Origin of the sequence: Breznakibacter xylanolyticus, assembly GCF_003254275.1 — a bacterium.
Taxonomy (GTDB): Bacteria; Bacteroidota; Bacteroidia; order Bacteroidales; family Marinilabiliaceae; genus Breznakibacter; species Breznakibacter xylanolyticus.
In genome coordinates this window covers 19986-32845 of the sequence record NZ_QKZK01000036.1, presented here as the reverse complement: position 1 = coordinate 32845, position 12860 = coordinate 19986, and the positions used below count along the sequence as shown (strand labels likewise).

Annotated in this window: 10 protein-coding genes; 3 read left to right on the top strand and 7 right to left on the bottom strand. The window is 53.3% G+C overall.

Annotated elements, in window-relative coordinates; translation table 11 throughout:
- Window positions 1-108: 108 nt before the first annotated feature.
- Window positions 109-816: a 2'-5' RNA ligase family protein gene (locus tag LX69_RS14980; RefSeq protein ID WP_221621375.1), complete on the bottom strand. Its 708-nt coding sequence runs from the start codon at window positions 814-816 to the stop codon at window positions 109-111.
- 359 nt (window positions 817-1175) lie between these two features.
- On the opposite strand from LX69_RS14980, the gene LX69_RS14975 reads away from it, so the two are divergent.
- Both LX69_RS14975 and priA read left to right on the top strand, forming a co-directional pair.
- On the top strand, window positions 1176-1940 hold the full coding sequence (locus tag LX69_RS14975) for an MBL fold metallo-hydrolase (protein ID WP_111446859.1): 765 nt from the start codon (window positions 1176-1178) through the stop codon (window positions 1938-1940).
- Window positions 1941-1983: 43 nt separating this feature from the next.
- The gene (gene priA / locus LX69_RS14970; protein WP_111446858.1) at window positions 1984-4440 is read left to right on the top strand and encodes a replication restart helicase PriA; all 2457 of its coding nucleotides are present in this window, start codon (window positions 1984-1986) and stop codon (window positions 4438-4440) included.
- A gap of 107 nt (window positions 4441-4547) precedes the next feature.
- Here the strand turns inward: priA and LX69_RS14965 are convergent, their stop codons facing one another.
- The 5 genes from LX69_RS14965 to rsfS form a co-directional block, all read right to left on the bottom strand.
- A complete protein-coding gene (locus tag LX69_RS14965; protein WP_111446857.1) occupies window positions 4548-5204 on the bottom strand; it encodes a phosphatidylserine decarboxylase family protein in 657 nt (218 codons plus the stop codon).
- Between the two features lie 3 nt (window positions 5205-5207).
- Window positions 5208-6029 (bottom strand): phosphatidate cytidylyltransferase, encoded by an 822-nt coding sequence (locus LX69_RS14960; protein ID WP_111446856.1) that lies wholly within the window; start codon window positions 6027-6029, stop codon window positions 5208-5210.
- 236 nt (window positions 6030-6265) lie between these two features.
- A complete protein-coding gene (locus LX69_RS14955; protein WP_111446855.1) occupies window positions 6266-6892 on the bottom strand; it encodes a LutC/YkgG family protein in 627 nt (208 codons plus the stop codon).
- Between the two features lie 9 nt (window positions 6893-6901).
- A complete protein-coding gene (gene ftsH / locus LX69_RS14950; RefSeq protein WP_111446854.1) occupies window positions 6902-8860 on the bottom strand; it encodes an ATP-dependent zinc metalloprotease FtsH in 1959 nt (652 codons plus the stop codon).
- A gap of 20 nt (window positions 8861-8880) precedes the next feature.
- Window positions 8881-9258: a ribosome silencing factor gene (rsfS, locus tag LX69_RS14945; protein WP_111446853.1), complete on the bottom strand. Its 378-nt coding sequence runs from the start codon at window positions 9256-9258 to the stop codon at window positions 8881-8883.
- A gap of 129 nt (window positions 9259-9387) precedes the next feature.
- On the opposite strand from rsfS, the gene LX69_RS14940 reads away from it, so the two are divergent.
- Complete coding sequence (locus LX69_RS14940) at window positions 9388-10140, top strand: biotin--[acetyl-CoA-carboxylase] ligase (RefSeq protein WP_111446852.1); 753 nt, start codon at window positions 9388-9390, stop codon at window positions 10138-10140.
- 214 nt (window positions 10141-10354) lie between these two features.
- Here the strand turns inward: LX69_RS14940 and LX69_RS14935 are convergent, their stop codons facing one another.
- Window positions 10355-12814 (bottom strand): heavy metal translocating P-type ATPase, encoded by a 2460-nt coding sequence (locus LX69_RS14935; RefSeq protein WP_170124418.1) that lies wholly within the window; start codon window positions 12812-12814, stop codon window positions 10355-10357.
- Window positions 12815-12860: the final 46 nt, after the last annotated feature.

The window sequence follows — 12860 nt, the reverse complement described above, 5'->3', positions numbered from 1 at the left end:
CTATTTTGAGGTGAAAAAAGGTGTTTTTTTAATGAATTTTGGATGGAAAGCTGCAAGATGGGTTAAATCATCAGCAAGGCTGCTTCATTGAGGCGGCCTTGTTGCTTTTTACTGTCTGGCGTTGGCTGTGGGTGTTGGAATTCTGAAGCGGTGAAGCGTTTGTACAATTTCCTGTTTGTGGTACCAGTCGTTGTACAACAGGGAGATGTCGCGGGTGTGCAGACATCCGAAATCATGTTCCCGGTATTGCTCAAGGTATGCCAATATTTTGCTTTGATTGGCCAGCGGTTGCCTGAAACGCACGATGGTGGAGTGAGCCGTTTGAATGGTGTATCGTTGATCGATGGTTTGTTGCAGCGACGATCTTTTGAATCGAGTACGCAGTCGTTGCCGGATGTCGGTGAGAGTGTCGTTTTCCATAAATCCCTGAACCAGGATGCAGGAGGGCGACAGCGTGATGCCCTTGAAGCGGATGCAGATGTCGGGGGAGGGGAGAAGACACGATTCGATCATCGACACATAGTCGGGCAAATGGATCATTGATAGGTCGAAGCCACTGTAACAGGTGATGATGGACATGACGGTGACGTGCAAGTCGTCCGCAGGATGGTAATATTGATGGGGATCGAGGGCTTTGAGGCCATCTGTCATGTGTTGGATGTTTTGCAGGATGGCCGCATCGGGTCGCACCACGAGGGTGATGCCCCGCCGCAGGTCGTCAGGGGCATTCATGAGGGTGTCGATGTCGTTGCCATTGTTGTTGATGTGTTGCAACGAGTTTTGATAGAGCTGTTGGTAGTGTTGGTGCAAATCCATTTGTTCGGAATTGATGAGGACGGGTTTCTGAGGTGGTGGTATGGTGAGCCAGGTTACAGTGATGGAGGGCATTCCCTTATTAAAATCTCGATTTCAATTTTTGGCATTTTTACATCTGTCTCTCACATTGCCCCATGTCTCCCTCAAAAATAGTAGTTTTGTATGTTGCGAACCCCATTGTTTATGCAATCGATGCGTTAAAAATTGTGTGAATGATGTGCCATAAAAACTAAAGTATGAAAATGTTCTGTGCCTTTGTGACTGAGTGTTTAAATTGTTATCTGAGTTAATTGTCTTTATCATTGTTCAAAATGATCACTTTATAACAACCAGCTTTTTACTTTTAATTCATTAAACCCATGAAACGTCAACCCATGTTCCGGAAAACGATGGCAGCCTTGTCCGCTGCAGTCATCCTCTCTATCATGTCGGTGAGTGCTCAGCAGTCTTCGGACGCGATGGGTTCCGTCCCTGCGCAACTGGCCGAAACTGTGAACGGACTTACCTGGACCGGGCAATCGTCGGTGAGGTGGATGGCCGGCAGTCAAGCCATTCACATCGACCCTTTCAACATTACCATTGATCTGCCGGCGCATTTGGTGTTCATCACCCACACCCATGGCGATCATCTTTCGGTGGCTGATCTCAAACGCGTGGTGGGCTCACATACCCGCATTATCGCCACACCCGACTGTGAGGCTTCGTTGCGTGACAATGGGTTCACACTTTATCGAGCCGTGGTGCCCGGCGATACTTTTACCATCGATGGTATTGCCGTGACGGTGGTACCTGCCTACACCATCACCAAATCTACCCATCCCAAGGAGAACAACTGGGTGGGCTATGTGATTACTGCGGGCAACGTCACTATTTATCACCCCGGCGACACCCAGCGTTTGCCCGATATGAAAAACATTCGCTGCGACATTGCCTTCATGCCCCTGGGGCAGAAGTATACCATGGATAAGGTTGAAGATGCCGTGGATGCCATTCTCGACATTCGTCCCTCGGTGGCTATTCCATTTCACTTTGGCATGTATGAAGGCACGGCCGATGATGCCCTCACCTTTCAGCGCCTGCTTTCGGAAAATGAGCAGGCTGTGGTTATCCTCCCCAAAAAATAAGTCTGTCGTTGTTTTATCCCTTACAGGTCAAATCATCCCGCGTATGTCTGCCCTCTTTGTCGATATCATTTTACCCGTTCCCATTCCGCAACACTTCACCTATGCCTTGCCTGATGACATGCAGAGCCGGTGCGAGATAGGCATGCGCGTGGTGGTTCCTTTTGGACGTAAAAAGTTCTACTCGGGCATTGTGGCTGCCATTCACGACCGCCTGCCCGACTACGACACCAAGGAGGTGCAAGTCATCCTCGACGATCGTCCCGTGGTGCAGCCCTTACAGCTCGACTTTTGGGCATGGATGGCCGAGTATTACCAATGTTCGCCCGGCGAGGTGTACAAGGCGGCTCTGCCCTCAGGTCTGAAGCTCGAGAGCGAAACCGTGGTGGTTTACAACGCCGACTATCACGAGCAGCAACCCCTTTCCGACAAAGAACAACAGGTGGCTGATTTTCTGGCACAGGAAAAACAGTGCACCGTCAGCGACCTCAGTCAGGCTACCGGCATTCCCAATGTGGTGCCCGTGCTACATTATCTCATGAGCCTGGGAATGATATTCGTGAGCGAACAGCTACGCGAGAGCTACAAGCCCAAAATCGTGCAGATGGTGGCGCTGTCGCCCGCAGTGCGCAACGACGATGCCCTGCGCAAAGCATTCGCCACCCTCGAGCGTGCCCCAAAGCAACTCGAAATGGTAATGCAGCTTATGCAGTTGGCCGGATACAAAGCGGCTCTTGAGGGTGCCGCCATTGCTCGAGCCGACCTGTTGGCCAAAGGTGGCAGTGCCGCCCAGTTGGCCGAACTGATGAAAAAAGGCATTGTGATGCAAATCGAAAAGGTGGTGGGGCGCATTGATACCCAGCTCCTCGATACCCTTGAGCCGCACCCGCTCACCCCTGTGCAGCAAACGGCCATCGAACAGTTACGCAACCTCTTTCAAACCCAACACACGGTGCTGTTGCATGGCGTCACCTCCAGCGGGAAAACAGAACTTTACATCCATCTCATTCACGAGCAAATCGCGCAGGGCAAACAGGTGCTGTATTTGCTCCCCGAAATCGCCCTCACCACCCAAATTACCACCCGCCTTCGCCGACACTTTGGCAACCGTCTGGCCATTTACCATTCCAAATACAGCGATGCAGAGCGCGTGGAGATATGGAACGACCTCCTCGCCCAGGGCAACTTCAACGTGGTACTGGGCGCTCGTTCGGCCATCTTTTTGCCGTTTACCAATCTGGGGCTCATCATTGTTGACGAAGAGCATGAGCCCTCCTACAAGCAATACGATCCCGCTCCCCGCTACCATGCCCGCGATGCCGCAATGGTGCTCGCCCGTCTGCATGGTGCCCGTGTGTTGCTGGGCACTGCCACCCCAGCCATCGATACCTACCACAACGTGCAAACCGGTAAGTTCGGGCTCGTGCAGCTTTTCGACCGTTACCAGGGCATCCTCATGCCCCAAATTCTGGTGGCCGACGTGCGCGACGCCCGTCGCAAAAAGCAAATGCGCTCACATTTCACCCCCCTGCTCATTGAGCACATCACACGAGCCCTCGCGGACGGGGAGCAGGTCATCCTGTTTCAAAACCGACGTGGCTTTGCCCCATACCTGGAGTGCGGACAGTGCGCCAACATTCCCAAGTGCGACCACTGCGACGTCAGCCTCACCTATCACAAGCATCATCACATCCTCACTTGTCACTACTGCGGCGCCACACGTCCTGTGCCAGTGACCTGCCCTGCCTGTGGCGCTCCATCCATCGAAACGCGCGGATTCGGCACCGAAAAGATCGAGGAAGAAATCAAGCTCATCTTTCCCGATGCCCGCGTGGCGCGTATGGATCTCGACACCGCCCGCACCCGTAAAGCCCACGAGCAACTCATTCACGACTTTGAGCAGCACGCCATCGACATTCTCATTGGCACCCAAATGATCTCCAAGGGGCTCGACTTCGATGCCGTCTCCCTCGTGGGCATCCTTGATGCCGATGCCATGCTCAACTACCCTGATTTCCGAGCCTTTGAGCGCGCCTTTCAACTCATGGCGCAGGTGAGCGGACGTGCCGGGCGTAAGAATCGCCAGGGAACCGTTATCCTGCAAACCACCAACCCCGACCACCCCGTCATTCAACAGGTCATCACCAATAACTTCGCGCACCATTATGCCATCCAAATTGCCGAGCGTGAAACCTTTAAGTACCCGCCCTTCTATCGACTCATCAACATTACCCTTAAGCACAAGGATCAAAACAAAACCCACCGTGCGGCCGACAATCTCGCCCTCGCGTTGCGGCACCTTTTTGGCGACCGCGTTCTTGGTCCGCAGGATCCCGTCATCGCACGCATCCAAAATCTTTACATCCGGCAAATCGTCCTCAAGATTGAAAAAAAAGCCTCACCCGCGCGTGCCAAACAACTCATTCAGCAAGCCATTCACGCCCTCGTGGCGCAGCCCGAGTATCGTTCCCTCATCGTCCAAATTGATGTGGATCCCATGTGACCATAACATTAGGGACAGAGCATGCCCTGTTTCTATGGTCAAAAAAAAGAGGATCCACGTAATGTCGTGAATCCTCTTTTGAAATTTGTAGTAGTCCCTGATGATGTTTATTCCAGCCACCCCAATATGGTTTGACGGCCGTTTACTTTTTGATCCAGCTTTACGTCGATGCGGCTTCCCAGGGGGAAGTAGATGTCGAGCCGCGAACCAAATTTGATGAATCCCATTTGTTCGCTTTGTTTGGCCATGTCGCCCTCGTTGGCGTAACACACAATGCGGCGAGCCAATGCACCTGCCACCTGGCGAACCAGAATCTGCTTGCCATTTTTGTGTTCGAGCACCACGGTAGTGCGCTCGTTTTCGGTCGATGATTTGGGCAGATAAGCCGCCTGGAACCGTCCGTTGTGGTGATGGAAGTATTTCACAATTCCGTTGATGGGGAACCAGTTGATGTGCACGTTGAGTGGTGACATAAATACCGACACCTGAATGCAGCGCGTTTTAAGGTACTCTGTTTCTTCCACTTCTTCTATCACCACCACTTTGCCATCGGCTGGTGAAATCACAGCCCTGTCGTTGTGCATGGGTTCGATTTTCGGGAACCGGAAAAAGTTCAATACAATCAGCAATAACGGCAACGATGCCACCAATGATACGGTGAGCGCCGTTGTGGAGCCCGAGAAATAATAAACTGCCGAATTAACGATGAGTAGAAACAGAACAACAACGGTAATGGTGCCGTTTCCTTCTTTGTGTAACTTCATGTGTTAAAATATTAAAGTCAGATAATCGTGCATAATAAAGTAAAAATAAACCATCGGAGCCGTGAGCACAAAGGCATCAAAGCGGTCGAGGATGCCGCCGTGACCCGGTAACAATGTCCCCGAATCCTTAGCCCCCACGCTGCGTTTGAGCATCGACTCCACCAGGTCGCTCATCGCACCCAGTACCGATATGATGAGCGCCATGCCCAGCATCAGCGACAATGGTTGATTGAGTAAGTAGGAGAGTGCCACGCCCAGTCCAAGCGTCAACAGCACCCCGCCGATAAATCCTTCCCAGCTCTTCTTGGGTGAGATGCGGGGAAAAAACTTGTGGCGTCCCAGAGTAACTCCGGCCAGGTATGCGCCCGTGTCGCTCGTCCAAATCATTCCAATAAACGACAGGATGATGGCGGGCTGGTAATCACCGCTATGAAACCCGATGAAGATCAGGAATACAAATGGCACAGCTGTGTAAAGGGGCACCAACAACGTGCTGGCGATGTTCCAAAATGGACGCTCGCTGCTGCGGTACAGTTCACCGATAAACACCGTCACCGCCAAGGGGATCAATACCAGCATCATGAACGAGAGATGGAGGTAAGCCGATGCAAATGCAGTCGCGATGGCTGTTATTCCTAATAGATAAGCGAGTGATGTTTGGCTTTTCACGGGTGACTGATCCATCATCCGGAGCAGTTCAAAAGTGCCAACTCCCACAATGCCCAGCAGCAAGATTAAAAAGGTGAAAGCGTGCAACCAAATCATGCCGGTCATTACCACCACAAAGATGGCGCCGGTGAGCGTGCGTTGCCAAAAGTTATTCATCGAGGTTGTTGTAGTTTGGAGTTTGCCGAAGGATTCGCCTTGTTAAAAAATCCTAATCGAGCCGTGCAAAAATATAACAATACGATGAATAAAAAAACTCTCACAACTGATTCGTTTCATTCTGTATAATGATGTTTGCTTGGTGAAGTTGCATTAAAATGAAAAGGCTTTGTTCGAACAGCTTCCGGCATTGCGGAGCTGGTCAATACAAAGCCTTTGTATCTAGATCGAAAACGTTATGCCTGCAAATTCAGCAGCACCAGAAGTTCTTTGGGGCCATGGGCGCCCATCACCAGGGTTTTTTCAATGTCGGCCGTACGGCTGGGGCCTGTGATGAATGACACCTGCGAGGGGATCGTGTGTCCGTAGCGTTGCAGCATCACCTCGATGGCATCGTCGGGAAAAGGCACCAGTTGGGAGGCATTGGCCCACACAATGTGGATGGGCGGAAACACGTTGAGCCCCCGCCCCGACTCGTGTGCCGAACTCACCACCACGCCGCCGGTACGAGCCACCAGGGCTTCGCAGCGAGTAATGGCCGCTTTCATGTCGAGCCACGCTTCCGGAGCATCGGTATGGACAATGGAGCCATTGAGGGTAGCTTTAAGCTGGCTGTCCTTGCAAAACAGGATGTCAATTTGGCGCTCCTTCATAAAGGCTGCCAGCTTTTCAAGCAGTTCGTCCGGGCTGTTTCCGGTGAGAACTTGCCCTTGTATGGTGGTGAGCTCTGTTACAAAGGTTTCCACCAGGTTGTCTGGCTTTGGGAAGACATCGGTATCCCATTCAGGTTCGGGAAAAGCAACAGGGCCGCGCGCATCGCGGGCAGCCCTGAGTTTATTGAGGATGATTTCTCTTGCGTTCACAGTGTTTGATTATTCGGACACGGGAGTCACGGAGTCGTCGGTGATTACGTGGCCGGTTTTGAGGCGTTGACCAAAGATTCGCTCCAGATCTTCGCTGAATATCACTTCTTTCTCGAGCAGGAGTTCGGCCAGTTCGGCGTGTTTGATGGCGTTCTCGGTCAAAATTTGTTTGGCGCGCACGTACTGTCCTTCCACAATGGTTGACACCTCACTGTCGATGGTTTCGGCTGTTTTTTCGCTGTAAGGTTTGTTAAACGCATACTCGTTTTGTCCTGTTGAGTCGTAGAAGCTGATGTTGCCAATTTTGTCACTCATGCCAAAGTACGACACCATGGCGTAAGCCTGGCGGGTCACCTTTTCGAGGTCGCTGAGGGCACCGGTGCTCACTTTGTTGAACAACAGTTCTTCGGCCGCTCGTCCGCCCAGAGCCGAGCACATCTCATCGAGAATTTGCTCCTTGGTGGTGAGCTGGCGTTCTTCGGGCAGGTACCAGGCAGCGCCCAGCGCTTTTCCGCGCGGCACAATGGTCACTTTCACCAGCGGGTGAGCATGTTCCAGCAGCCAGCTGATGGCTGCGTGTCCGGCCTCGTGGTAGGCGATGGCACGTTTCTCGTCTCGTGATATGATTTTGTTCTTCTTTTCCAAGCCGCCCACAATGCGATCCACGGCACTGAGGAAATCGTCCTTCTCAACAATTTTTTTGTTGCCGCGGGCAGCAATCAAAGCCGCCTCGTTGCACACGTTGGCGATGTCGGCACCCGAGAAGCCCGGTGTTTGACGTGCCAAAAAGTCCGATTTCACATCTTCACCCAGTTTGAGGGGGCGCAGGTGCACCTCAAAAATCTCCTGACGCTCATTCAGGTCGGGCAGTTCCACCTGTATCTGACGGTCAAAACGGCCGGCGCGCATCAGGGCGCGATCCAGAATGTCGGCACGGTTGGTGGCAGCCAAAATGATGACACCGCTATTGGTGGCGAAACCGTCCATCTCGGTCAAAAGCTGGTTGAGGGTGTTTTCACGCTCGTCGTTGGCACCGTAGTTGGGGTTTTTGCCACGGGCGCGGCCAATGGCATCAATCTCGTCAATAAAAATGATGCAAGGAGCCTTCGACTTGGCCTGCTTAAAGAGGTCACGCACGCGAGATGCGCCTACCCCCACAAACATCTCCACAAAGTCGGAGCCCGACATGCTAAAGAAGGGCACGTTGGCTTCGCCGGCCACGGCTTTGGCCAGGAGGGTTTTGCCGGTTCCCGGAGGGCCTACCAACAGGGCACCTTTGGGGATTTTACCGCCCAGCTCGGTGTATTTTTCGGGTCGTTTGAGGAATTCTACTATTTCTTCGAGCTCCTGTTTGGCTTCGGCCAGGCCGGCCACGTCTTTAAAATTGACGTTGATGCCCGATTCTTTTTCGAACACCTTGGCGCGCGACTTGCCCACGTTAAAAATGTTACCACCTCCCCCTGGGCCTCCTTGTGAACTCATGCGGCGGAAGATGAAGAGCCAGATGGCGATGATGAGCAGAATGGGCCAAATCATGCCAAAGAAATCGCCCAGAAAGTTATTTTGTTCATCGTAGCTCACCGGGATGTCGCGCCCTTTTTGGATGGCCTGGTTGCGGGCATCTATAAATTCGTCGAGCGAAGGGAGGGTGACGGTGAAATGAGGGCCTGTTTTGGAAGGGGTGGTGCCCACAGCAAACAAGTCTTTGTATTTGTCAATGGCCTCTTCTTTGATGGTGATTTCAGCCTTTCCGGTGTTGCGGAAGACCACGATTTGAGCCACATCGCCGCCCTGCATGATGCGGTTTTCGAAGTCGCTGTAGGTGATGTCCACGGCGTTTTGACCGGTTTTAAACACCCCTACCATCAGCAGAGCAAACAGGATGATGCCGTATATCCAGTAAAGGTTAAAGCGCGGGAGTTTGGGCTTGTTGTCCGCTCCCTGCGGGTTTGACGATTCGTTGTTCATTATTTAGTTCGCGTTTAATTTCAAAATAGGTTGGCGATATCGGTTCTGCGGGCATCGGCCCAAAGTTCTTCAAGGTTGTAGTAGGCGCGCACGGGGCGTTGAAACACGTGCACCACCACATCGCCGTAATCAATCAGCACCCATTGGGCGGTGTCATGTCCTTCGGTGTGCAGGGGTTTGTCGTTGATCTGTTCCCATACGTAATCTTCGCAGGCATCGGCAATGGCCGACACGTGGGTGTTGCTGTCGCCGTCGCAAATCACAAAATACTGACACACGGAATTTTCCAATTCGTGCAGGTCGAGCATGACAATATTTGTGCCTTTCTTCTCCTGTAATCCCAAAACAACGGCATTTGCCAATTGTTCAGCGCCGGTGTGCGCTTGTTCTTCAGTCATTCAAAATCCTCCGTTTGCTTGATGTGCCGGGTGTTGACGCTTTTTAGTCCCGAGTGTGGCAAATATACTATTTTTACCCCGAAAAGTGAATGATTCTCCATTGTTGTTAAATTGTCTAATCCTGCCAATATGTCCGAATCTGCCGAAGCTACCGTTTATGAGTACAAAGAGCTGTCATCCACCAACAGCCAGATGCGTCACCTGATGAAATCAGAGCCCATGGAGGAGCTGAGTGTGGTGATGACCCACTACCAAACTGCCGGGCGCGGGCAAGCCGGCAATGGCTGGGAGAGTGAGCGGGGCATGAACCTGCTCATGAGTGTGCTGTTGCATCCCTGCACCATCGAGGTGCACAAGCAATTTGGGGTGTCACAGGCCGTGTCGCTGGCTGTGGCTGAAGCAGTGCGCAGCTTTGGCATCAACGGGGTGTGCGTGAAGTGGCCCAACGACATCTATATAGATGACAAAAAAGTGGCGGGCATCCTCATCGAGCACAGCATCATGGGTGCCACGCTGGCCGACTCTGTTGTGGGCATCGGGCTCAATGTAAATCAGCTCCGTTTTGTGAGCAATGCCCCCAATCCTGTGTCGATGGCACAGCAGCTGGGACATCCCATTGACCTTTTCGAGGTGTTTGAGCGCGTGATGACGCATTTGACCCAACAATACGAACGCCTGCTCAATGGCGATGAACACGGGTTGACGGCCGACTACCACCAACTAATGTGGCGTGCCGACAGTCAGTTGCACCGTTTTAAGGACGATGCCGGCGAGTTTGACGCGTCCATCGCAGGGGTGGATGATATCGGTCGTCTGGTGTTGATGTTACCGGGGGGCGACCATCGGGCATATGGATTTAAAGAAGTGGCTTACATGGGGTAAATGGGGATTGTCGGCATGATAATCCGAAACGGGGCGTGAGTGAACATGTGGTGAAATGGCTTGCTACTTGACCATGTGTGTGGTAGTCGTACGTCTACGCATGTGGTAGTCGTGCGTCTACCACATGCGTAGACGAGCGACGACGATGGTGGTCAACGGCCGACTCTCCTTGCATGCATCTGTCGTAGCCAGGTGGGTCATTGGCAGTAATCATCTATCGTTGCGAAATCACGAACCCTGCCTGTTTCACTGCATCGATGATGTCGTTGGCGGTGAGCGATTCGGTGTTAACTGTCAAGATTTTGTCGGGATGGGCGGTGTTGACGTTCCACGATTCGATGCCCTGCAGGCGGTTGAGATGGGGCATGACGGCCGCCACGCAGCCGCCGCAGTTGATGTTGGTTTTGAATGTGAGTGTTTTCATGATATTGATGTTTGTGGTAATGGGTGAACGGAATGAAAGACGTTTGGATTTGAGTCGTAAACTGTTGCTCACCACCGACACCGAGCTCAGTGCCATGGCCGCCCCGGCAATCATGGGGCTGAGCATCCAGCCCGTGAAGGGATAGAGCGCTCCGGCTGCCAGGGGAATGGTGACCACGTTGTAGATAAAGGCCCAAAACAGATTTTGGCGTATGGTGCGCACCGTGAGTGTCGACAGGTGCATGGCCACAGGTATCTGTCGAAGGTCGGATGCGATGATGGTCATTTTGGCCACATCCATGGCAATGTCCGAACCTTTGCCCATGGCAATGCTCACGTCAGCCAGTGCCAGCGCCTGCGAGTCATTAATGCCATCGCCGGCCATGGCCACCACCCTGCCTTGTTGTTGCAGCATTTGAACAAATGCTGCTTTATCGGCCGGCAACATCTCGCTGCGATAATGGGTGATGCCCACCTGACGGGCCACGGCTGCGGCAGTTTGGGCGTTATCGCCGGTGAGCAGGTACACATCCAGCCCCATTTGGCGCATCTGTTCGATCGCGCCCGCCGAGGTCTCCTTCACCTTGTCGGCAATGGCCATCACGGCCAGCAGTCGTTGGTTGCAGGCGAATGCCACCACTGTTTTGGCCTCGTGGCGCCATTGGGCGATGTGGTCATCGACCTGAGGGGGGAATGTTACCCCGTGGTCGGCCATCAGACGGGTGTTGCCCACCAGGTATTGTTGTTGGTCAATGTGCACCAGTACACCTTTGCCGGGAAGGCTTTCAAAGTGGTCGAAGTCATGGTGCCGGGTTGCCGGTGTGGGCAATGCGTCCTTGACCGCCGCGGCCAGCGGATGCTCCGAACGCACCTCAATGGCGTACAGCAGGTCGGTGAACTGAGTTGTTTCGTGATCGCGGGTGAGCCACATCAGGTTGGTGAGTTCAGGCTTCCCAAGGGTGATGGTGCCGGTTTTGTCGAGTACCACAGTGTCCACCTGATGGGCGAGTTCCAGACTCTCGGCGTCTTTCATGAGGATGCCGGCATCGGCACCCTTGCCAATGCCCACCATGATGGCCGTGGGCGTGGCCAGTCCCAGCGCGCAGGGGCAGGCAATCACCAGCACCGACACCATGGCCAGCAGGGCTTGAGCAAGGGCATCATGACCCCCGACCCACATCCAAACCCCGAACGTGAGCAGAGCAATGCCCATGACCACCGGCACAAAGACGGCCGCAATTTTATCGACCAACCGCTGCACGGGCGGTTTGCTTCCCTGAGCTTCCTGCACCATTTGAATGATGTGTGCCAGCACCGTGTCAGCTCCCACCTTTTGTGCGGTCATGATGAAGCTGCCATTTTGGTTAATGGTGCCTGCATACACCTTACTGCCATTGGTTTTTTCGGCGGGCATCGACTCACCGGTGATGGTACTTTCGTTGATAAACGAGGTACCGCTGTGAATTTCGCCATCCACGGGGATGCGCTCGCCGGGCTTCACCAGCAGCCGGTTGCCGGGCATTACCCGGGCGGTGTCGATGGTGCGTTCACTGCCATTGTCATCCACCAGCGTGACGGTGGTCGGTTGCAGTCCCATCAGTTTCTTGATGGCCGACGAGGTGCTCGATTTGGCTTTTTCTTCGAGCAGTTTGCCAGCCAATATAAAGGCAATCACCACTGCCGATGCTTCATAGTAAACGTGCGGATGCTGCCCCAAGGGTGTGAGCCAGTGGGGAAACAGCGTGTTGACGAGGCTAAAGAGGTAGGCAATGCCGGTGCTCATGGCCACCAGCGTGTCCATATTGGCCTTGCCGTGTCGTGCCTGTCGTGCGGCATTGACAAAGAAATGTCGTCCTAACCAAAACACCACGGGCGTGGCCAGCAGCATCATCAGCCAGTTGGCAAAGGGCATTTCCATCCAAAACATGCCAATGATCATCACCGGCAATGCCAATACCGATGCCCAAAGGGTGTTGCGTTGGAGTTGTCGGAATTGTTCCTGTTGAATGGTCTGGCGATGACTGTGATCGGCATCCGTCAGCAGGTCGTAACCAATGGCCTGAATGGCTTTTTTGAGGTCGGCGGGTTGCGTCAGATCGGTATCGTATTCGATCGTCACGGTGGCGTTGGCATAATTCACCACCGCCCCCAGCACGCCCGGTTGATGGTTGAGCATGCTTTCGACGCTGATGGCGCACGCGGCGCAGCTGAGGCCGGTCAAGGGGTAGCTCTTTTTTACCTTTGTAGACATCGTGTGTTTTTTATTACAAAGGTATCGGGCACGGCAGGAGATGGTG

Bases quoted from the DNA above. Each gene is read 5' to 3' on its own strand.
- LX69_RS14980 (WP_221621375.1), bottom strand. From the start codon at position 816: ATGGATTTGCACCAACACTACCAACAGCTCTATCAAAACTCGTTGCAA.
- LX69_RS14975 (WP_111446859.1), top strand. From the start codon at position 1,176: ATGAAACGTCAACCCATGTTCCGGAAAACGATGGCAGCCTTGTCCGCT.
- priA (WP_111446858.1), top strand. From the start codon at position 1,984: ATGTCTGCCCTCTTTGTCGATATCATTTTACCCGTTCCCATTCCGCAA.
- LX69_RS14965 (WP_111446857.1), bottom strand. From the start codon at position 5,204: ATGAAGTTACACAAAGAAGGAAACGGCACCATTACCGTTGTTGTTCTG.
- LX69_RS14960 (WP_111446856.1), bottom strand. From the start codon at position 6,029: ATGAATAACTTTTGGCAACGCACGCTCACCGGCGCCATCTTTGTGGTG.
- ftsH (WP_111446854.1), bottom strand. From the start codon at position 8,860: ATGAACAACGAATCGTCAAACCCGCAGGGAGCGGACAACAAGCCCAAA.
- rsfS (WP_111446853.1), bottom strand. From the start codon at position 9,258: ATGACTGAAGAACAAGCGCACACCGGCGCTGAACAATTGGCAAATGCC.
- LX69_RS14940 (WP_111446852.1), top strand. From the start codon at position 9,388: ATGTCCGAATCTGCCGAAGCTACCGTTTATGAGTACAAAGAGCTGTCA.
- LX69_RS14935 (WP_170124418.1), bottom strand. From the start codon at position 12,814: ATGTCTACAAAGGTAAAAAAGAGCTACCCCTTGACCGGCCTCAGCTGC.